At 69.0% G+C, this 19,726-nt stretch carries 20 protein-coding genes; 12 read left to right on the forward strand and 8 right to left on the reverse strand.

Annotated features, from left to right (window positions below):
• Positions 1 to 405: 405 nt before the first annotated feature.
• From NQ204_RS10670 to NQ204_RS10680, 3 genes are all read left to right on the forward strand, one after another.
• The gene (locus NQ204_RS10670) at positions 406 to 1,767 is read left to right on the forward strand and encodes an Hsp70 family protein (protein ID WP_256643852.1); all 1,362 of its coding nucleotides are present in this window, start codon (positions 406 to 408) and stop codon (positions 1,765 to 1,767) included.
• Between the two features lie 228 nt (positions 1,768 to 1,995).
• The gene (locus tag NQ204_RS10675; protein ID WP_108747862.1) at positions 1,996 to 2,289 is read left to right on the forward strand and encodes a YkgJ family cysteine cluster protein; all 294 of its coding nucleotides are present in this window, start codon (positions 1,996 to 1,998) and stop codon (positions 2,287 to 2,289) included.
• 11 nt (positions 2,290 to 2,300) lie between these two features.
• The gene (locus NQ204_RS10680; RefSeq protein ID WP_079222716.1) at positions 2,301 to 2,483 is read left to right on the forward strand and encodes a hypothetical protein; all 183 of its coding nucleotides are present in this window, start codon (positions 2,301 to 2,303) and stop codon (positions 2,481 to 2,483) included.
• A 48-nt stretch (positions 2,484 to 2,531) separates the two neighbouring features.
• On the opposite strand, the gene NQ204_RS10685 is transcribed toward NQ204_RS10680, so the two are convergent.
• Genes NQ204_RS10685 through NQ204_RS10695 form a run of 3 tightly spaced genes read right to left on the reverse strand, consistent with a single transcriptional unit; the run spans position 2,532 to position 4,539 of the window.
• Positions 2,532 to 3,410 (reverse strand): DUF4097 family beta strand repeat-containing protein, encoded by an 879-nt coding sequence (locus tag NQ204_RS10685; protein WP_256643853.1) that lies wholly within the window; start codon positions 3,408 to 3,410, stop codon positions 2,532 to 2,534.
• Between the two features lie 11 nt (positions 3,411 to 3,421).
• Positions 3,422 to 3,964: a hypothetical protein gene (locus tag NQ204_RS10690; protein WP_256643854.1), complete on the reverse strand. Its 543-nt coding sequence runs from the start codon at positions 3,962 to 3,964 to the stop codon at positions 3,422 to 3,424.
• Positions 3,961 to 4,539 (reverse strand): RNA polymerase sigma factor, encoded by a 579-nt coding sequence (locus NQ204_RS10695; protein ID WP_116865456.1) that lies wholly within the window; start codon positions 4,537 to 4,539, stop codon positions 3,961 to 3,963. The genes NQ204_RS10690 and NQ204_RS10695 overlap by 4 nt, the downstream gene beginning before the upstream one ends.
• Before the next feature lie 122 nt (positions 4,540 to 4,661).
• Between NQ204_RS10695 and NQ204_RS10700 the strand changes: the two genes are divergently transcribed.
• Together NQ204_RS10700 and NQ204_RS10705 are read left to right on the forward strand one after the other, a co-directional pair.
• Positions 4,662 to 4,841 carry a hypothetical protein gene (locus NQ204_RS10700; protein ID WP_256643855.1) on the forward strand — a complete coding sequence of 60 codons (180 nt, stop codon included), beginning with the start codon at positions 4,662 to 4,664 and terminating at the stop codon, positions 4,839 to 4,841.
• Positions 4,842 to 4,876: 35 nt separating this feature from the next.
• A complete protein-coding gene (locus tag NQ204_RS10705; RefSeq protein ID WP_116865458.1) occupies positions 4,877 to 5,470 on the forward strand; it encodes a mechanosensitive ion channel family protein in 594 nt (197 codons plus the stop codon).
• A 619-nt stretch (positions 5,471 to 6,089) separates the two neighbouring features.
• Here NQ204_RS10705 and NQ204_RS10710 read toward each other — a convergent pair.
• Both NQ204_RS10710 and NQ204_RS10715 read right to left on the reverse strand, forming a co-directional pair.
• Positions 6,090 to 6,356, reverse strand: coding sequence for a DksA/TraR family C4-type zinc finger protein (locus NQ204_RS10710; RefSeq protein ID WP_108770729.1), 267 nt, complete (start codon positions 6,354 to 6,356; stop codon positions 6,090 to 6,092).
• A gap of 106 nt (positions 6,357 to 6,462) precedes the next feature.
• Positions 6,463 to 7,020 (reverse strand): DUF2058 domain-containing protein, encoded by a 558-nt coding sequence (locus NQ204_RS10715; RefSeq protein WP_108769567.1) that lies wholly within the window; start codon positions 7,018 to 7,020, stop codon positions 6,463 to 6,465.
• Between the two features lie 62 nt (positions 7,021 to 7,082).
• On the opposite strand from NQ204_RS10715, the gene NQ204_RS10720 reads away from it, so the two are divergent.
• From NQ204_RS10720 to NQ204_RS10730, 3 genes are read left to right on the forward strand one after another with little or no spacing between them, the layout of a single operon-like run.
• The gene (locus tag NQ204_RS10720; protein ID WP_116864081.1) at positions 7,083 to 7,583 is read left to right on the forward strand and encodes a M48 metallopeptidase family protein; all 501 of its coding nucleotides are present in this window, start codon (positions 7,083 to 7,085) and stop codon (positions 7,581 to 7,583) included.
• A gap of 47 nt (positions 7,584 to 7,630) precedes the next feature.
• Complete coding sequence (locus tag NQ204_RS10725) at positions 7,631 to 8,329, forward strand: RNA pseudouridine synthase (RefSeq protein ID WP_116864082.1); 699 nt, start codon at positions 7,631 to 7,633, stop codon at positions 8,327 to 8,329.
• 48 nt (positions 8,330 to 8,377) lie between these two features.
• Positions 8,378 to 9,946 carry a phospholipase D family protein gene (locus NQ204_RS10730; protein ID WP_116864083.1) on the forward strand — a complete coding sequence of 523 codons (1,569 nt, stop codon included), beginning with the start codon at positions 8,378 to 8,380 and terminating at the stop codon, positions 9,944 to 9,946.
• Positions 9,947 to 9,949: 3 nt separating this feature from the next.
• On the opposite strand, the gene NQ204_RS10735 is transcribed toward NQ204_RS10730, so the two are convergent.
• Entirely contained in the window at positions 9,950 to 11,029 is a 1,080-nt protein-coding gene (locus NQ204_RS10735) for an HDOD domain-containing protein (RefSeq protein WP_256643856.1), read from the reverse strand.
• 274 nt (positions 11,030 to 11,303) lie between these two features.
• Between NQ204_RS10735 and NQ204_RS10740 the strand changes: the two genes are divergently transcribed.
• Positions 11,304 to 12,401 carry a Glu/Leu/Phe/Val dehydrogenase dimerization domain-containing protein gene (locus NQ204_RS10740; protein ID WP_256643857.1) on the forward strand — a complete coding sequence of 366 codons (1,098 nt, stop codon included), beginning with the start codon at positions 11,304 to 11,306 and terminating at the stop codon, positions 12,399 to 12,401.
• A 51-nt stretch (positions 12,402 to 12,452) separates the two neighbouring features.
• Here the strand turns inward: NQ204_RS10740 and NQ204_RS10745 are convergent, their stop codons facing one another.
• Entirely contained in the window at positions 12,453 to 15,302 is a 2,850-nt protein-coding gene (locus NQ204_RS10745) for an autotransporter serine protease (protein WP_256643858.1), read from the reverse strand.
• Positions 15,303 to 15,484: 182 nt separating this feature from the next.
• Here NQ204_RS10745 and NQ204_RS10750 point away from each other — a divergent pair, with 182 nt between their 5' ends.
• The 3 genes from NQ204_RS10750 to NQ204_RS10760 all read left to right on the forward strand — a co-directional run bounded on the left by NQ204_RS10750 (position 15,485) and on the right by NQ204_RS10760 (position 17,683).
• Complete coding sequence (locus tag NQ204_RS10750; RefSeq protein ID WP_116864086.1) at positions 15,485 to 16,660, forward strand: thiolase family protein; 1,176 nt, start codon at positions 15,485 to 15,487, stop codon at positions 16,658 to 16,660.
• Between the two features lie 122 nt (positions 16,661 to 16,782).
• Positions 16,783 to 17,124, forward strand: coding sequence for a hypothetical protein (locus NQ204_RS10755; protein ID WP_116864087.1), 342 nt, complete (start codon positions 16,783 to 16,785; stop codon positions 17,122 to 17,124).
• A 148-nt stretch (positions 17,125 to 17,272) separates the two neighbouring features.
• Positions 17,273 to 17,683, forward strand: a complete 411-nt coding sequence (locus tag NQ204_RS10760; protein WP_256643859.1) for a hypothetical protein — start codon at positions 17,273 to 17,275, stop codon at positions 17,681 to 17,683.
• A gap of 313 nt (positions 17,684 to 17,996) precedes the next feature.
• Here the strand turns inward: NQ204_RS10760 and NQ204_RS10765 are convergent, their stop codons facing one another.
• Positions 17,997 to 19,637: an acyl-CoA dehydrogenase family protein gene (locus NQ204_RS10765; protein WP_116864090.1), complete on the reverse strand. Its 1,641-nt coding sequence runs from the start codon at positions 19,635 to 19,637 to the stop codon at positions 17,997 to 17,999.
• Positions 19,638 to 19,726: the final 89 nt, after the last annotated feature.

Raw genomic sequence — 19,726 nt, forward strand, 5'->3', positions numbered from 1 at the left:
TGCGCACACGGCAAGACCGGGGTTGGGCGTCCCGCCCAACCCGCCCGAGGCATGCCTCGGGCCCATGGCGCCACCGGTCCTGCCCCGCATGGCCCCTCGCCTCTGGACAGATTCCCGCGGCGGCGGCCGGAAAATTCAAAAAGCCTGGGCTGCTGCTCTGCCGCTTGCTGACGCGACGCGGGGAACTGTCGTGGCGGCGTGGGGAGGGGCGGACGGGACCGTAGGCGCCACGGACGGCGCCTACGAGCTACATGGACGTATTTACCGCGTGTCCCGTCCGCCCCTCCCCGCGCCGCCCAAGCGATCCAGGGAGGCGCTGAACCCACCTGAACGAGAGGCGGGAACTTGCAGGAAGACCCGAACTGCAGCAGAGTGCGCGGCCCCCGCCCGCCCCCGGACCTCCCCATGCGCCTTGGCATCGACTTCGGTACCAGCAACTCCGCCGCCGCCATCGTCCGTGATGGACAGCTGCTGCCGATCCGCTTCGGCGAAGCGGAACAGTTCCGCACCAGCGTGTATTTCCCCGGCGTGGTGCCCGACCCGGACGACTTCCAGCTCGATGCCGGCCAGGAACACGAACTGCAGCAGATGATCGACAGCGCCGCGCGTGCCGCCCGGGCCGCCGGCCAGGAACGCACCCCGCAGGCGCTGCGCCGTGAAGCCCTGCGCGCCCTGCGCCGCGAATGGATGGAAGCCCGCGCCGGCAAGGAACGCAGCGCCAGCGACCTGCTGCAGAACGCCATCTACGGCGATGACGCCCTCGAAGCCTATTTCGAGGAACACGAAGGCAACCTGGTGCAGAGCCCGAAGTCGATGCTCGGCTACAACCTGCACCCGCGCGCGCGCCAGACCATCACCGGCATCGCCGCGCACATCCTCGAACACATCCGCCTGACCGCCAGCGCCCAGCTCGGCCAGCCGCTGCGCGCGGCCCTGCTCGGCCGCCCGGTGCAGTTCCGCAGCTCGATCGGCGCCGCCGGCAATGACCAGGCGCTGGACATCCTGCGCGAGGCCGCCACCCAGGCCGGCTTCGACCAGATCGATTTCCTCGAGGAGCCGGCCGCGGCGGCCATGCACTACCACGCCGAAAGCCGTGAGCGGCACCAGGCTGTCATCGTCGACATCGGCGGCGGTACCACCGACATCGCCCATGCCGAAGTCGGTGGCGATGCCGCCCCGCGCATCCACCGGGCCTGGGGTATCGCCCGCGGCGGTACCGATATCGATCTGTCACTGAGCCTGTCCAGCTACATGCCGCTGTTCGGCCGCGGCGTCACCCGCGTGCCCGCCCACCACTACGTGGAAGCGGCCACCGTGCAGGACATGACCCGCCAGCGCGATTTCCGCCAGCACAAGTACGACCATGTCGACGATCCGTGGGGTTCGCGCCTGCAGGCGCTGCAGGACGCCGGCAACACCGCGCGCCTGTACCGCGACGTCGAACGCGCCAAGATCGCCCTGAGCAGCAGCCCCAGCCACCGCAGCACGCTGGACTACATCGCCCGCGACCTGCATGCCGACAGCAGCACCGACGGCCTGGCCACGGCCGCCTCGGGCTACCTGACCCAGATCTGCGAGCTGCTGGCCCAGGTCCGCAGCGACATCGGCGGCGACCCGGATGCGGTGTTCCTGACCGGCGGCATGTCCCGCGCCGGCTACCTGCGGCAGGCCGCCGCCGAGGCCTTCCCGGGCGCCCGCATGGTCCACGGCGAGCCCTCGCTGGGCGTCGTCCAGGGCTTGGCGCTCGCGGCAGCCAGCCGGGATTAACAAAACGTTACGCGGAGTTTGCTACCCTCGGTAGGCTTGATAGGGCTCTACCTTCCGCCGGCTGCGCCGGTGTGTGTACCCGGGTAGGGCCCGGCCCGCCCAGCGGGCCTTGCGGCCATGCCTTCTGGCTCGTTCATGGTCCGCGTACTACCCGAGCCGCCATCGAGACCCGCTTTGGGCACCCGCCTGGCCCCCGTGGCCGCACAACCTGAAGAAACACCAGCACCCATCGACTGCCGCCGTTGTGACGCGGTCTGTTGCCGGTTGCCCGTGCTGCTGCAGGCCGGCGACGACGTGCCCCGCCAGTATACCTCGCGCGACAGGCACGGCCGTGCCGTGATGGCGCGCAATGACGAGGGCTGGTGCGCGGCGATCGATCCCTATCACCTGCGCTGCACGATCTATTCGCAGCGCCCGGCGATCTGCCGCCAGTTTTCGATGGGTGGCGACGACTGCCGCCGCGAGCGGCAGGATTACCTGCGCCAGGCCGATGCCTGGTCGCTTTCCTCCCCTTCCACCTGACAGGAGCAACCATGCCCCGCAAGGCAAAGACCCCCGCGAAGGCTACCAACAGCATCCGCAGCGAACGCAAGGGCGCGGCCGCCAGCACCACGGTCAGCAGCGATTCGATTGCGTCCGATCTGGCCGCGTTCCGCAAGAGCGGTGGCAAGATCGAAGTGCTTGGCACCACCTGGGCGCTGAAGAAAGCCAGCTGACCCACCCTGACCGCGGCGGCGTTGCCGCCGCGGCCTGCCGGGCCGCGCTCAGCGGTCCAGGCTGACCCGCACGCTGCCCGAATGCGACTGGATGCGGATGTCACCATCGCCGCCACCCAGCTTCGTGTCCAGGCTGCTGCCCGGCCCATAGCGCGGCCGCTCCACGGTGCCGGCATCACTGTTGATCGAGCCGGCGAAGCTGTTCACCGACAGCTGTGCCGAGACCTTGACCGGCAACCGCAGGTTGACCGACGCACTGACCGATTCCACGTTGATGCGGCCCCCCGGCGCCAGGCCGGAGGTGGACAGATCGATGGCGCCCGAGACCGTCTCCACCGCCAGGCGCTGGACGCGGCCGGCATCCACGCCGACCCGCCCGGACACCGTCTGCGCACCAATATCCCCAGACACGCCGCCGCCGGCCTCGATGCGGCCGCTGACCGTGTTCACATCCAGCCGCGGCGTCTGCAGCTTGGCGATGACATTGCCGCTGACCGTGTTGAGCTTGCTGTCGCCACTGCGTCCGGCCGCGGTCAGGCTGCCGCTGACCGTATCGGCCTGCAGGCGGCGCACGTCGATGCCACTGATGTCCTGGTCGGCACTGACCGTGCTCAGCAGCAGTTCCGACGCGCGCGGGACATTCAGCACCAGCGTCGCCGTGCCATTGGTGTGGCGGCGCGGATACTCCACTTCCCAGCGCACGCGGTTGGCGCTCTTTTCCTGGCGCAGCTGCAGGCCATCGCCGAGGCTGCCGGTCAGCTGCACCTCGTTGCGGTCCCAGCCGCGCACGGTGACCTTGCCGGCCACGTTGCTCAGCTCGATGCGGCCACCACTGGCCAGGGCATGGCGCTCATCGACGCGGGTGTCGGCCAGGGCCAGCGAGGGCAACAGCAGCAACGCAGCGCAGAGCGGAAAAAGGGATCGCATGGGGTGTCTCCTCAGGTTGTCATTCCGGCTGCGGCGGCCTGCGCCGCCTGCCGGGTCAATTCCAGCCGCAGCGCATAGGTACGCTTGAGCTGTCCAAGCAGGTGCGGTGCGCGCGGATCCTGCGCCAGCGCGGCACGGATCTGTGCCGCGCTTTCATCCAGTTCGTGCAGGGCCGGCTGCCATGCGGCCGCGCGGCCACCGGGCAGCGATGCCACGGCCTGCTGGTACTGCTCGGTCATGGCCGCCGCCTGCAGCTGCAGGGTCGATGGCGCCGGCGCCTGCAGCGGCGCCTGCCGCCACGGTGCCACTGCATAGACGGCCAGGCTGGCGGCGAGCGCCGTGCCCAGCGGCAGCCACCCGCGCAGACGGCTGCGCTGCGGCAGGGCGACGACGTTGCCTGCGTGCTCCACCGCGACGGGTGCGGCCTCGCGTGGTGGCAGCTGCGCCGCCAGGCGTGCCCAGCCATCGGCGGGGGGCGTGCGCTGGTCGGGCAGCGCGCGCAGCCGCGCCTGCAGATCGGGGTCGTGGTCGTGATCGGTTTCGTGGGTACTCATGTCATGTCTCCCAGACGCGCGCGCAACAGGCCACGCGCGCGGTGCAGCTGTGCCTTGGAACTGCCAACGGCCATCTGCAGCTGTTCGGCGATCTCCTGGTGTTTCCAGCCCTCGATATCGTGCAGTACCAGTACCGCACGGGCCCGTGGTGGCAGCGTCGCCAGCGCGCGCTCCAGGTCCCGCTCGGTGCCGGCGCAGCGATCGTGCACGGCCAGCTCCTGCAGGCCGCCGTCGACATCATCGAGGCTGTCGTGGTCCTGCCCGGCGGCGCGGCCGCGCAGTTCCATCAGCGCCGCGTTCACGCCCAGCCGGTGCAGCCAAGTGGCCAGGCTGCTTTCAAACCGGAACCCCGGCAGCGCCCTCCAGGCCTGCAGGAAGGCTTCCTGCAGCGCATCCTCGGCGCGCGCCTGCTGGCCGCCAGATAGCCGCCACAGTACGGCGAACACACGCGGCGAGTGGCGCCGGTAGAGCTGTTCATAGGCCGCCATGTCTCCGGCGGCCGCGGCCCGCACCAGGGCGGGATCGTCGACGGCGTCGTTGGCGGCAGGCAGCGCGGGCATGGTGGTGTCGAGCATATCGCTTGGATGCGGCGACCCGGAAAAAGGTTTAAGCCCGATTGACGGCAGCCGCATTGCAACCTTTTCGGTGCTGGCTGCATCCATGCAGGGTCCTTGGTGAAAATTCCCGGAGTCCTGCCATGTCCAGCCCCTCCTGCGCCGCCCTGCTGGTGATCGTCGCCTGCGTCGTGCTGCAGGCCCTGGACCTGTCGCTGCAGCTGCGCGCGGACAGCGGCCAGGCCTGCGTGCATCAGCATCGCCAGGCCCTGGTCTGCGTGGCGTGGTCCGGACCGGTCGAAACCCCGGCACGCGCCGGGTAACATCAAGGGTCGTTAACGCCAGATGCTGTCGCCCCATGATGTTGTCGCTGAAAGACCACCTGCCCGCCTGGAGCCACCCGTGGCTGCACTACATCGGCATCGCCCTGCATATCGTGCTGGTGCTGGTGATCGCCTGGCTGCTGCGGGTGCTTGCCCGCCGCCTGATCCGCCGCTTCGCCGAGCACTACACGCTGCCGCCGGAGATGGCGATGGGTGCGCGCCGGATCACCAGTTTCGTGGTCTATTTCAGCGCGCTGCTGTACATCCTCAGCCTGCTGGGTGCTTCGCCCTCGGTGCTGTGGACGGCCTTCACCGGTTTTGCCGCGGTGGGTGCGGTGGCGTTCTTCGCGGCGTGGAGCGTGTTGTCCAACATCTTCTGCACGCTGCTGATCTTCACCACGCGCCCGTTCCGCCTGCATGACTACATCGAGGTGCTGGAGAACGGCGAGAAGCCGGGCCTGAAGGGCCGGGTGATCGACGTGAACCTGATCTACACGACGCTGCAGGAAACCGGCAACGGCCACGAGGGCACGGTGCTGCAGCTGCCGAACAACCTGTTCTTCCAGCGCACGGTACGGCGCTGGCGCGATCCCTCGCACGCGCCGGGTGGCATCCAGGGCGACGGCTGAGGGAAGGTTTTTCTTTGCAGGGCTGCGCCCTGCACCTGCCGAAGCCGAAGCAACAGCAACAGCGGGCTATCCGTGGGTTGGCGGGCTGGGTCCGGTTGAGGGGGACGCTGCAAGTACGTCCATGTAAGCTCGGTCGCCGCATCCATGCGGCTCACGCCCCCTCAACCGGACCCACCCCGCCTTCGACAATTCTCCGCGATCTGTCGAAACGGCACGGGGTCGGATCCCGTTGCTGAGCAACGGGCTCTGACCCCAGTTTGAATATCGATATCTGACAGAAAAATCGTGTCGACCAAGGTCGACACCTACCAACAGCCGCCCGTCCCAGTAGATCCACGCCATGCGTGGATGAATTCATTCGATATCTGACAATTGTGCCGACCAACGGTCGGCACCCACCAACAGCTGCATTTGCCAGCAGCGCACGGAATCTGTCAGAGGCGGGGCGGTGTGGGTGGGCAGGACCGCAGGCGCCATGGATGGCGCCTACGAGCCCCCAGGGATGGGTTTACGGCGTGTCCTGACCACCCACACCGCCCCGCCATCCCACGGAATGCCGCTCTTGATCTTGCTTCGGCTTCGGCAGGTGCAGGGCGCAGCCCTGCAATACCCCCCCCCTTTACCTCAACTGGCTGTCCTTGCTGCCGCGCCGGTTGTAGCCGGCATGCGCCTGCTCATCGTCGTCCAGCGCCTGCTGGCAGGCCACGCACAGCCGTACGCCGGGTACGGCCTCGCGCCGCGCCAACGGAATCGGCGCGTCGCATTCCTCGCAGTGCTCCAGACCCGGGCCCTGCCGCAGCTGGCGCCGCGCGCGGGCGATCGCATCGTCGACGGTGGCGTCGATCTGGTCCTGGACCGCGCCGTCTCCCGCCCATCCGGTAGCCATGGCCATCCTCCGCAGGTGTGTCGCCTGATATGGGGACGATACACCCCGCCGCAAACGGCAGCGCCGGGCAGGGCCCGGCCGTCGCCGCGGCCGGTTCAGCCGCGCCTTACCAGACGAGGTCATCCGGCACCTGGAACTGGGCGTAGTACGCGTCGTCCTCGGCGTTGCCGGTGGAGATTTCGGCGGTCGAGCCCGGCTGGCCGTGGTCGACAATGATTGCTTCCGGGGCGCGCTCGCGCACCTTCTCGGCGGCCGCACGTGGCAGCAGCGCGTAACCCTCGCCCTGGGCGACGATCACCAGCACGCCCACCGACAGCGCCTTGCGCAGCTTGGGGTCGATCAGCAGGGTGCGGATCGCCGCGCCGTCGCTGAAGCGGTATTCGTCATCGCCCTTGTGGGGCACGGCATGGGCGGTGATGATCTGCTTCGCCTGCGCCTTCTGTTCAGCCAGCTTGGCCTGCGCATTGCGCTCGGCGGCCAGCGCACGGTCGCGCTCCACCTTCTCGGCGCGGGCGCGTTCAGCTTCGCGCTGGACCTCGGCCGAAGTCGATTCCGCCTTGCCCTGGCGGGCCTTGGCCTGCGCGCTCGCGGCGGCGCTGGCCTGCGACTTCTTGGCCAGGCCGGCCTTGAGCAATTGTTCCTGCAGCGCGTTGGGCTTTGCCATGGTCGTTGCGTACCGCGTGTAATCTTGGATGCCCCATTCTACCGACGCCCCGCCGCCCCTGCATGGCTGTCCTGAAGTACCTCACCGGCTATCCCGAACCCCTGGTCGCCCAGGTCAGCGAACTGCTGGCCCAGGGCAAGCTCGGCCCCTGGCTGAAGCAGCGCTACCCCGATCCGCACGAGGTACGCAGCGACCGCCAGCTGTACGACTACACGCAGGACCTGAAGGACCGTTACCTGCGGAAATCGGTCCCGCTCAACAAGGTCTGCTACGACAACACGCTGGAAGTCATCAAGCACGCGCTGGGCACCCACACCGCCATTTCCCGCGTGCACGGTGGTCGCCTCAAGGCCAGCCGCGAGATCCGCATCGCCACCGTGTTCCGCCAGGCGCCGGCCGCCTTTCTGCGCATGATCGTGGTGCATGAACTGGCCCACCTGAAGGAGGCCGACCACAACAAGGCCTTCTACCAGCTGTGCCAGCATATGGAGCCGGACTACCTGCAGCTGGAGTTCGATACCCGCCTGTACCTGACCGAGCTGGCCAACCGCGGCCAGCGCTGACCGCCCGCAGCAGCTACACTGCGCGCCCCCTGACCGACCTGCCCGCCATGGAACCGACCCGCCTCGACAAACACCTGGCCGCCCTGCTCGGCATCCCGCGCGGCGAAGCGCGCCGTTACATCGAAGGCGGCTGGGTCACGGTCAATGGCGAGGTGGTTGAACAGCCACAGCGCCCGGTCGATGACAGCGCGGTGGTCGTGATGGCCGAACAGGCCGAAGACACCAAGGCCGAACGGGTCACCATGCTGCTGCACAAACCCGCCGGCGTCGCCGCCGAGTCGCTGTGCGCAATGGTGAGCAGCGCTACCCGCAGCGAGCTCGATGCCAGCGACATCCGTCCGCTGCAGCGTCATTTCCATGGGCTGCAGCTGGCGGCATCGCTGCCGGCGGCCGACAGCGGCCTGGTCGTGGTCAGCCAGGACCCGGCCACCCTCGCCCATCTGCAGCGCAACCTGGGCCGCACCGAACAGGAATACCTGGTGGAAGTGGCCGAGGGCGGGCCCGATCGTGGGCCGTGGCTGATGGCGCGGCTGCAGCACGAATCCGGTGGCGCCAAGGTCAGCTGGCAGAACGAGCAGCGCCTGCGCTTCGCCGGCAAGGGGCTGACCGCCAAGGGCCTGCGCACGGCGGTGGGCAACGCCGGGCTGCAGGTGGCTGCGGTTCGCCGCCTGCGCATCGGCCGCGTGGCGTTGGGGCCGCTGCCGCCGGCGCAGTGGCGCTATCTGGGCAGCGACGAGCGGTTCTGAGCCTGCGCTGGTGGCATCCACGCATGGCGTGGATCTACCATCGATGTCATGAGCCCGTCCCTGCCGCCCTGGCGACGCGTGCTGCGCGTCGTTGCGATCATCATCGCCGCCCTGCTGTTGCTGGTGCTGTCCGGCCTGCTGCTGGCCGACCACCTGACGCCACAGGCACACGGGCCGGTCTCGCACGTGCTGCCGCTGCAGCCGGCACAGACCGCCATGGACCGCCAGCTGCTGCCCGAGCTGGAAGCCCACCCCGGCCAATCCGGCGTGGCCTTCCTCAGCGATGGCATGGACGCGTTCGCGGCACGCGCGAAGATCACCGAACAGGCCGGGCGCAGCCTGGACCTGCAGTACTACATCTGGCAAGACGACCTGGTCGGCCACCTGATGGCCAAGGCCCTGTATGACGCCGCAGAACGTGGCGTGCGCGTGCGCGTCCTGCTTGACGACATGAACGCCAAGGACAAGGACGCGCTGATGATGGCGCTCGACGCGCACCCCAACATCGAGATCCGCCTGTACAACCCGTTCCGCAACCGCAGCGGCATCGCGCGCACGCTGGAAATGATCCAGCGCGCTTTCAGCGTCAACCACCGCATGCACAACAAGAACTGGATCGCCGACGGCCGCGTGGCCATCGTCGGTGGCCGCAACATCGGCGAGGAATATTTCAGCGCGCGCAACGACGTGAATTTCCAGGATCTGGACCTGGTGGTGGCCGGGCCGGCGGTGCAACAGGCCAACCGCATCTTCGACGACTACTGGAACAGCGGCACCGCCATTCCCATCGCCGCGCTGGCCACCTACACCGATGCCCAGCTGCGCGCACTGGTGCGCCAGTCCGATCTGGATGCGCTGCACGCCAAGGCACGGCCCTACCTGCAGCGGGTCGCCGATTCGCGTGCGCAGCGCCAGCCTGGCCCGGACCCGCTGCACTGGAGCGCCAACGTTCGCATCCTTTCCGACCCGCCGATGAAGCACCGCAACGATGCGCGTGATGACTGGCTGGTCAGTGCGCTGGTCGAGGAGCTGCAGTCCACCCGCCATACCGCGCTGCTGGTGTCCCCCTACTTCGTACCCGGCGCGGATGGCCTGCAGGGCCTGTCGGCGATGTCCGCGCGCGGCGCCCAGGTCGGCGTGGTGACCAATTCGCTGGCCGCCACCGACGTGGCGGCCGTGCACGGCGGCTACATGGGCTACCGGGTGCCGCTGCTGAAGGCCGGCGTGCAGCTGTACGAACTGAAGGCACGCGGTGAGCCTGGCGAATCCAGCCTGTTCGGCAGCAGCGGCGCCAGCCTGCACACCAAGGCCTTCGTCATCGACGACCGCCGCGGCTTCGTCGGCTCGTTCAACCTCGACCCACGCTCGGCCTACCTCAACACCGAAATGGGCGTGCTGTTCGACGACCCGGTGCTGGGGGCGCGGCTGCGCGAGGAATACCTGCGCCTGGCCGACCCGCTGCACAGCTGGTGGCTGGCGCTGGCCCCCGACGATGACCTGCGCTGGCTGGAACGGCAGCCTCCGCCGCATTGGGTGGGCCGCGAGCCCGGCAGCACGCTGCGTTCGCGTGCGACCGCCCGCATCATCAGCTGGCTGCCGGTGGAGTCGCAGCTGTAGCGCTTACCCGCCGCCCTCGCCGCAGGCGTCGTGCATGGCTTCGTCGAGGGTTTCCACGTTGCGCCCGTGCAGGCGCCGCCAGATCCAGCGCAGGGCGTGCGGCGGCGCTGCGGGCAGCTGCTCCAGCAATGCCAGCATGCGCGCCTGCGTGCCGTGACCGTGGCGACACAGCAGGCTGGCGGCGGCGGCCGCACTGCCTAGGCGCAGGCTGTCGGCCAGCGTGCCCTCGGCATCGGCGGCCAGCGCCTGGTGCACCGGTTCGGGCAGGTCCCAGGCCGCCGCCACGCGCTGGGCCAGCGGCAGCGACCAGCGCTGCAGCAGGTCCAGGGCCAACGCCGGCGCCACCGTCTCGTTGCGTGCCTGTGCTTCCTGCAGCAGCTGGCGCATCACCAGCGCCGCGCCCAGCCCCTGCACCAGGCCCAGCCACTGCGCGGCGAAGGCATCGCCGAAGGTGACCGTGCGCGCATGGTCCGCCGCCGCGCGCGAGGCCAGCAGCGCGTGCTCCCAGATGATCGCGCTGAACTGCGGGAACACCTCGCACTGCACCTGCATGACCGGCTGCACCAGCACGGCACTGATGATCTGCCGCACGCCTTCGGTGCCGACCAGGGTCACCGCCCGCTGCAGGCTGTCCACCGGCCGCTCGTGCACCTTGTAGGCCGGGCTGTTGGCGATGCGCAGCAGGTTGCCGGTGAGCACCGGGTCCTGGCCGATGATCGCGGCCATCACCCGTGCCGAGGCCACCTCGTCATTGACGGTCAGGATCAGCTGCGGCAACAGCTGCGGGCGCCGCGGAAGCTGCCGGGTCGCCCAGTCACGGTCCTGCAGCGCGCGGTCCACCGCGTCGGCCAGCGCGGAGGGGCCGGGCGTGGCCGGCTCGCCTGCCAGATGCGGGTACAGCGCCAGGGCATGCAGGCCACGCTGCAGGTGCGCGGCGACCTCCGCCGTCGGCAGCGCCTCGCCCTGCAGGCTGGCTGCAGCGGCGGCCACGGCCTGCCGCGGTGCCGTCGCCAGGCGCACCGGGTCCGTGCCGGACAGCCGGGACACCCATCCCACCAGCGTTTGCCACCAGGCCGGCCTCATCCGGATCGGCCCTGTCGTTGCACTGCTGCTGCCACTGACTGCCCCTGCGCGTTCTTCACATCGGCCACCTGCCGTCGACGCTGCATCGGCCGCACTTTCATCTTCTTTAACCCGGATCGCTCGGATCTGCACGGCAGATGCCGGGGGAATGGACTAGAATGGCGCCGCGCGACCCGTCCCCCAGCCATGACGACGTCGCTTTTTTTGTTTTGGGACCCTACCGTTCATTGGCAGTTCGCTGCAGTTCGCCGCTGATCGCGCCATCGGAGACGCCATGCTATTCGAAACCCTCGCCACCACCGGCCACGAACAGGTTGTGTTCTGCCACAACCAGGATGCCGGCCTGAAGGCGATCATCGCCATCCACAACACCACCCTGGGCCCGGCCCTGGGCGGCGTGCGCATGCGCCCCTACGCCAGCACCGACGAGGCGCTGGCCGACGTGCTGCGGCTGAGCAGGACGATGACCTACAAGAATGCACTGGCCGGGCTCAATGTCGGTGGCGGCAAGGCGGTCATCATCGGTGACCCGAAGGTGGACAAGACCGAAGTGCTGTTCCGCGCCTTCGGCCGCTACGTCGATTCGCTGGGCGGCCGCTACATCACCGCCGAGGACGTCGGCACCGACGTCAACGACATGGAAAACATCTACCTGGAAAGCCAGTTCGTGACCGGCGTGCACCAGGTCCACGGCGGCTCCGGCGACCCGGCCCCGTTCACCGCCTATGGCGCGCTGCAGGCGCTGATGGCGTCGCTGCGCTTCAAGTTCGGCCACGAGGAAGTGGGCAAGACCAGCATCGCCGTACAGGGTCTGGGCCATATCGGCATGGAGCTGGTGAAGCTGCTGCGCGACCGCGGCGCCAAGCTGTACGTGACCGACCTGGACAGCAGCCTGGTCGATCGTGCGGTCAGCGATTTCGGTGCCGAGGCGGTCAAGCCGGACGAGATCCATGAGGTCAACGCCGATGTATTCGCACCGTGCGCGCTGGAAAGCGCGATCAATGCCGACACCCTGCCGCGCATCAAGGCCAAGATCATCTGCGGCACCGCCAACAACCAGCTGTCCAGCCTGGAGATCGGTGATGAACTGCATGCGCGCGGCATCCTCTACGCGCCCGACTATGCGGTCAACGCCGGTGGCGTGATGAACGTGTCGCTGGAGATCGACGGCTACAACCGCGAACGCGCGATGCGCCTGATCCGCAGCATCTACCACAACCTCACGCGCGTCTTCGAACTGTCCCAGCGCGAGAACATAGCGCCGCAGCGTGCGGCCGACCGCATCGCCGAAGCGCGCATCCTGTCCATCGGCAAGCTGAAGATGCCGCTGGGCCGCAGCACCCCGCGCCTGGGCAACCTGCGCGGCGGTTGATCCGCCCGACGCACTACCCGGTAGTGCCGGCCGCTGGCCGGCACCTCCCGATCAGAAAGCGGCGCTGTAACGCAGCGCCACCTGGCGCAGATCCCCTCGCGGACCGAAGCGCTGGTCGTAGCCGAACGCCAGCCGCGTGTTGCGGCTCAACCACGATTCCACCGATACGCCGAACAGGCCGCCGGAACGCGTCGGCTGCAGGCCGGCCATCGGTGACCATGCGTCGACGCCGACGAAGCTGGCATCCACATCCAGGCCTTGGCTGGACAGCAGCTGCTGCCACTCGGCATAACCGCGCAGCGACCAGCCGCGCCACTCGCGCTCGGCGCGCACACCGGCCAGGGCCTGGCTGCGGCTGCTGATACCGCCCTGCGTGCGCAGGCCGAAGCCCAGCCCGCCCTGTTCGCTGAAGCGATCGTTGTCGACCCGCGCGTAGTCGGCGCCCACATAGGGGGTCAGCGCTGCATGCGCCGACCCGAAGCGGTAACCGGTCTCCACGCTGGCCGTGCTGAAGCTGCCGCCGTAGCGCGCATTGACGCCGTACTGGCCAGCTCCCAGCAGCAGCCGGCGATCGATCTGGCGGGTGAACTGGCCCGCCCCCACCTGGCCCAGCACGTAGGCACCTCCGCTGCTCCAGCCCGCGTACAGCTGCGCCTGCGACTGCCGGTCACGCCCGCGGTCGCCGCCCCAGCTGCTGTTGCTGTAGCTGCGCAGTTCGCCGAAGGCGAAGCCGAGCACGCCGTTGCCGCCCATCGCCACGTCCTGGCCCATCATCCAGCCCCGGGTGTCGGTGCCGCTGGCCGAGAAGCTGCCCTGGCCGGCGTCGCCCAGCGCGTTCTGCCAGGTGCCGCCCAGCCGCGGAGCGGCCTGGACCTGGCCGAAGCGCGCCGACAAGGCACGCCGGCCCAGGTCGATGCTGTCGAACGTGGCCGCCGCGGCCAGCGCATGCGCCTTGCCGGACAGGCTGTCCAGACTGGCCTGCAGGGCCTTGTTGCCCTCCACCCGCTGCAGCGCGGCCGCGCCATCGGCGAACGAGGCCGAACCGGCGCCGAGATCGAGGCGTTCGAATGCTGATTCCACCCGCAGCGCCGAGGCCAGCGCGGCGTTGGAGGCGCGCGCCACGCTGGCGGCCTGGGTGACGTTGATGCGGTCGGTGACCAGCACCACGTTGTCGCTGCCGTAGGTCAACGAACTCTGCAGCAGGGTGCCCTGCGGCAGGCTGTTGCTGACCGCGTCGAAGCGGCCGGTGACGCCCTGGCCGGCATGCAGCACGGTCTGGGTACGGCCATCGGCCGCCACGTAGCCGCTGACGATGCTGGCCACGTGCACGTCGCCCCCCTGCAGGGTGGCCGTGCCGGTGATCTCCAGCGGGTTGGAACCCAGCGAAATGCTCAGCCGCGCGCCGGCACGATGCAGGTAGTTGCCCTCGATGGTGGCGCTGGTGTTGGCGTTGCGCAGGATGACGGTGGCGCCGTTGTCGACGTTGCCGCGGATCCGGCTGGTGCCGGTCATGAACTGCAGCGCGGCGCCCTCGGGCACGCCGGCCTGCGGCACCACCACCACGTTGGAGGTGATCGACGCGCCATCGCGCAACGCCAGCGTGCCCTGCTCGATGCGGGTTTCGCCGGTGTAGGTATTGGTGCCCGACAGCCCCAGTGCGCCGACGCCCTGCTTGACCAGGCCACCGCTGCCGCTGATGTCGTTGCTCCAGACCGAATCCAGGCCCGTCTGCGAGACGTTGACCACGGCATTGCCCCAGTCGAACTTCGCCGGCCCGTTGATGGCCTTGGCGATGTTCAGCAGGCCGTAGCCGAAGGTGCTGTCCACGCCGGGCGCGCCGAGGTCGGTGGCGGTGCCGAGCAGGGTCTGCCGCACCAGGTCGTTGCTGAAGTACGGGTATTTCTGCCAGACCACAGCCGCCGCACCGGACACCAGCGGCGCGGCGAACGAGGTGCCGTAGTTCCACAGCAGGGTGGAGCCGGACGGGTAATTCGGATTGACGAAGATCGCCGCGCCGGGCGCCGCCAGGCAGTAGCTGGCCGCCACACCGCAGGCATTGGCATAGCCAGCCAGCTTGCTGGGGTCGGTGGAATCGACTGCGGTGACCGCCAGCCAGCCACGTTCCAGGTCGGCGGCCGGGCGCGAATTGTTCGGGCCGGCCTGGCTGGGCAGCGCCGCCATGTCCGAAGGGTTGGCCTTGGATTCATTGCCGGTGGCGAACACCACCAGGCCGTTGTTGCCGATGATGAAGGGGCGGTACTCGGCCGCGATCGGGGCGGTGGCCGCGGCGTTGGTCCAGTACAGCCCGCCCCATGAGTTGTTCATGATCTTCACGCCCTGGTTGATCAGGTCCTGGTGGACCCCCGCCAGGCCAAGCGCACCATCGACCTCGTTGCCGTTGCCCGACCCGTCGTCGGTGGGACGCGTGTCGGAAATGATCCGCGCCGAGACGATCTGCGCGTTCGCCGCGATGCCTCCGGGCCACGACCCGAAGGCCTTGCCCGCCGCCAGTTCGGCCACCGCCGTACCGTGGCCGACCACGTCATCGTTGTTGAGGTTGTTGCTGCGCGGATCCACGTAGCTGTAGTTGGCCAGCACCCGCCCGGTCAGGGTGGGATGGTTGCGCTGCACGCCCGAATCGACGATGCCGATGCGCACGCCGCTGCCATCCAGCCCCGCGCTGCGCGCTGCGTCGGCCTTGGTGATGGACAGGTGCGCGTTGATCGCCGGTTCGGCCGGCTGGGTCGGCGTGGTCGGAGTAGTCGGGGGAGGCGTGGTGGGCGGCGGCGTGGTCGGTGGGGGATCGATGCGCACGTTGCCGCCGCCTCCGCCGCCACATGCCGTCAATGCAACCACCAGTGCCGATCCCAGGACCGACCGTGCCATCGTCTTGCGTTCCATCGATTCCTTCCCATGAACGTTGGCCTGCCAAGCTCCCTGCAGGCATCAAGGGCTGCCCGGCGGCAGCCATCGCCGACCCTCTATACTTGGGCCGACCCCCACGCAGTCTGCCGGGAAACAGCGCTGCATCCAACAGCCGCCGTCTCCTTTCCGAACATTGCTCACGCATCAACGAGATTGCCATGTCCAACATCGTCATCGCCGCCGCCAAGCGCACCGCCATCGGCTCCTTCCTCGGCCAGTTCAACGGCGTGCCCACCCCGACCCTCGGCGCGGCCGCCATCGCCGCTGCCCTTGAACAGTCCGGGGTTCCGGCCAGCGACGTCTCCGAGGTCCTGATGGGCTGCGTGCTGCCGGCCAACCTCGGCCAGGCGCCGGCCCGCCAGGCCGCCATCGCCGCAGGCATCCCGCTGTCGGCCGGTGCCACCACGCTGAACAAGGTGTGCGGCTCGGGCATGAAGACCATCATGCTCGGCCATGACCTGATCAAGGCCGGTTCGGCCACGGTCGTGGTCGCCGGCGGCATGGAATCGATGTCCAACGCCCCGCACATGCTGCCCAATTCGCGCACCGGCAACCGCTTCGGCAACTTCCAGGCGGTGGACCACATGGCCCACGATGGCCTGGTCAACGCCTACGACGGCAAGGCCATGGGTGAGTTCGCCGAATGCGCGGTGGACAAGTACCAGTTCACCCGCGAGGAGCAGGACGCCTACGCCATCGAATCGGTGCGCCGTGCGCAGGCCGCGCAGGCCAATGGCGCATTTGCCGACGAGATCGTCGCGGTGAAGGTCGCCACCCGCAAGGGTGAGGTCGAGTTCGCCACCGACGAGCAGCCGGGCCGTTCGGACATCGCCAAGATCCCGACCCTGCGCCCCGCATTCAAGAAGGACGGCAGCGTCACCGCCGCCAGCTCGTCCAGCATTTCCGACGGCGCCGCTGCGGTGGTCCTGCTGACCGAGGAAGATGCCACTGCGCGCGGCATCACCCCGCTGGCGCGCATCGTCGGCCATGCCACCCATTCGCAGGAACCGGAGTGGTTCACCACCGCCCCGATCGGCGCGATCCACAGCCTGCTGCAGAAGACGGGCTGGACCCTGGACCAAGTGGACCTGTTCGAGATCAACGAAGCCTTCGCCGTCGTCGCCATGGCGCCGATGCGTGAACTGGGCATCCCGCATGCGAAGATCAACGTGAATGGCGGTGCCTGCGCACTGGGCCATCCGATCGGTGCGTCCGGTGCGCGTCTGGTGGTAACCCTGGTCAACGCCTTGCGCACGCACGGCGGCAAGCGCGGCATTGCCACGCTGTGCATCGGTGGTGGCGAAGCAACGGCCATCGCCATCGAATTGATCTAAAAGGGATTAACGCTGATTTCGCAAAAATGAATGCGGGATCGCTTGACAGCCAAACGTGGCTTGTCATCATGTTGTCGGCGCGCAGTTGCGCGTTGCCTAATTCAACGACGAGGATTCACACAATGAGCATCAACAAGCTGCTGGTCGCTATGTCCCTGGCCCTGGCCCTGGCCGCCTGCTCGAAGCAGGAAGCTGCCCAGGACGCCGCTGCTTCGGCCAACGAAGCCGCCACCGAAGCCCAGGCTGCTGCCGACCAGGCCGCCGCTGCTGGCACCCAGACCGCCGACGCTGCCCAGCAGGCTGCTGACACCGCCGCCACCGCTGCCGACGCTGCGACCGACGCTGCTGCCCAGACCGGCGCTGCTGCTACCGACGCTGCTGCTGAGCAGGCCAAGGACGCTGCCAAGGCTGCCGAAGGCACCGCCGAGCAGGCCAAGGACGCTGCTGAAGAAGCCAAGAAGTAATCACTTCTTTCTTCACGCTGTTCTGGAAAAGCCGCTGGTTCGCCAGCGGCTTTTTCTTTGCCTGAAGGGTGCCATCACACCACCACCGGGCCTTCACGACGGCATGAATAGGCTGGCGTCCCCATCCATTGCAGCACTGGAGACCGCCATGAAGATCCGTCCGCTGACCACCACCCTGCTGGCCGCCTCCCTGCTGCTGGCCCTGACTGCCTGCAAGGGTCCGGAGGCCGAACAGGCCAAGCAGGACGCTGCACAGGCCGCCGACAGCGCTGGCGCCGCCGCCCGCGAAGCCGTGGACAAGGCCGCCGCCGCCACGCGCGAAGCCGCCGACAAGACCGCCGAAGCCTCCGAGCACGCCGCCGCCGACACCCAGCAGGCGCTGGACAATGCCGCCGACGCGACCGCCAACGCCGCCGACCAGGCCAAGGCCGCCGCCACCGATGCCGCCGCCCACGCCAGCGACGCCACCGCGACCGCCGCGCAGAAAGTCGCCGACAAGGCTCGCGACGTCGCCGCCGACGCCAAGGCCAACGCCGCCAAGGAAGAAGCCAAGCACTGACCCACCGCTGCGCTCGCCGGGCATGGTCCGGCGCTACCGGGCGTTACCGCCAGCCGGGCATGGGCTCGGCTCTACAGGAAAAGCCGCGGCATTGCCGCGGCTTTTCTGCTTCTGCTCTTCCGTTGATTCCGTGGTGAACGCGCCCTGAAACCTTCCGGGGCCGCGCGGGTGTGTTGCGGAGGGATGTCCGCGGCAAGGATGCCGCGGCCAAGCCCCCAGGGATGGGTTCACGGCGTCCCCTGCGCAACCCACCCGCGCGGCCCGCCAATGCAGATGCCGCACGACCACCACGAGGGGCTCCGCCGTTGGCCGCCTACTGCGGCAGCGCCCGCGCCATCATCGACCCCACATCCACCCCCGCCGGCAGCGTCCCGAACACCAACCCATGCTCGCCCTGCAGCCGGCTGCGCACGAACACCCCGGCCATCGGGCTGCGCGCCCGCAGCAGCAGCGCCGCCTGCAGCAGCAGCACCGTGCGCTCGCAGAACAACCGCGCCTGCGATTCATCCGGCGCCGCTGCCGACGCCCAGCGCTGCAGTGCCGCCGCGTAACCGGCGTCGCGATCAGCCACCGCTGCCAGCTCCGCACGCAGCGCCTGCATCGCCTCCGGCTCGCGCCCCAGCGCGCGCAGCACATCCAGGCACTGCACGTTGCCGCTGCCTTCCCAGATCGAATTCAACGGCGCCTGCCGGTACAGCCGCGGCAGCATCGACTCCTCCACGTAACCGGCACCGCCCAGGCATTCCTGCGCCTCGTTGACGAACGCGGCCGCGCGCTTGCACACCCAGTACTTGCCCAGCGCCGTACCCAGCCGCGCAAGCGCGGCCTCCTGCGGATCGCTGCCGGCGCAGTCGACCGCGCGCGCGATGCGCATGGCCAGCACCGTGGCCGCTTCCGATTCCAGCGCCAGGTCTGCCAGCACGTTGGCCATCAGCGCGTGTTCCACCAGCGGCTTGCCGAACGTGCGGCGGTGGCGCGCGTGGTGCAGCGCCTGCGCCAGGGCCATACGCATTTCCGCGGCCGCGCCGAGCATGCAGTCCAGGCGCGTCATCATCACCATGCCGATGATGGTGGCCACGCCCCTGCCCTCCTCGCCCACGCGCCACGCCTGCGCGCCGCAGAACTCCACTTCGCTTGACGCGTTGGACCAGTCACCCAGCTTGTCCTTCAGGCGCATCAGGTGGAAGGCATTGCGATCACCATCGGCCAGCCGCCGCGGCATCAGCAGGCAGGTCAGCCCACCCGGCGCCTGCGCCAGCACCAGGAAGCCATCAGACATCGGTGCTGAAAAGAACCACTTGTGCCCGACCAGGCGGTAGCGCTCGCCATCGATGGGCTCGGCCCGCGTGCTGTTGGCGCGCACGTCCGAACCGCCCTGCTTTTCGGTCATGCCCATGCCCAAGGTGATGCCGGCCTTGTCGGCCACCGGCACGTCGCGCGCGTCGTACACGGGCGAGGCCGCCTTGCGCGCCCACTCGGCCAGGTGCGGCTGCGCCTGCAGCACCGCCACCGCAGCATGGGTCATGGTCAGCGGGCAGCTGGTGCCGGCTTCCGCTTGGTGGTGCAGGTAGCTCAACGCCGCCCGCGCGACGTGCACGCCGGGCTGTGGCTCATGCCACGAGAGCCCGGACACGCCATGCTGCTTGGCCGCGTGCATCAACTGGTGGTACGCCGGGTGGAAGTCCACGGTATCGATGCGGTGTCCCTGCGCATCGTGCGTGCGCAGCCGTGGCCGGTCGCGGTTGGCATCGAAGCCCAGCTGGTAAAGCTGGTTGCCGGCCAGCCCCCCGTATATCGCAAGCCGCGGCGCGAATGCGGCCGCGCCCTCGCGCTGCACGGCCTCCATCAGCGCCACGTCGTCGGTCCACAGCTGGCGGCCCGCAAACGGGGGCGGCTGGTTCAGCACCACGTGGGTTTCAAAGGGCGCGCTGCTGCTGAAGCTCGGTCCGTTCATCGGTTCCATCCTGCGGGCGAGAAGGCTGCGCGCCGATTGTGCAGCATCGTCCCGCAACCCCGCGTTCAGGCCGGTTCTCGCGCCGTGCA

Origin of the sequence: Stenotrophomonas testudinis (genome assembly GCF_024499815.1) — a bacterium.
Classification (GTDB): Bacteria; Pseudomonadota; Gammaproteobacteria; order Xanthomonadales; family Xanthomonadaceae; genus Stenotrophomonas.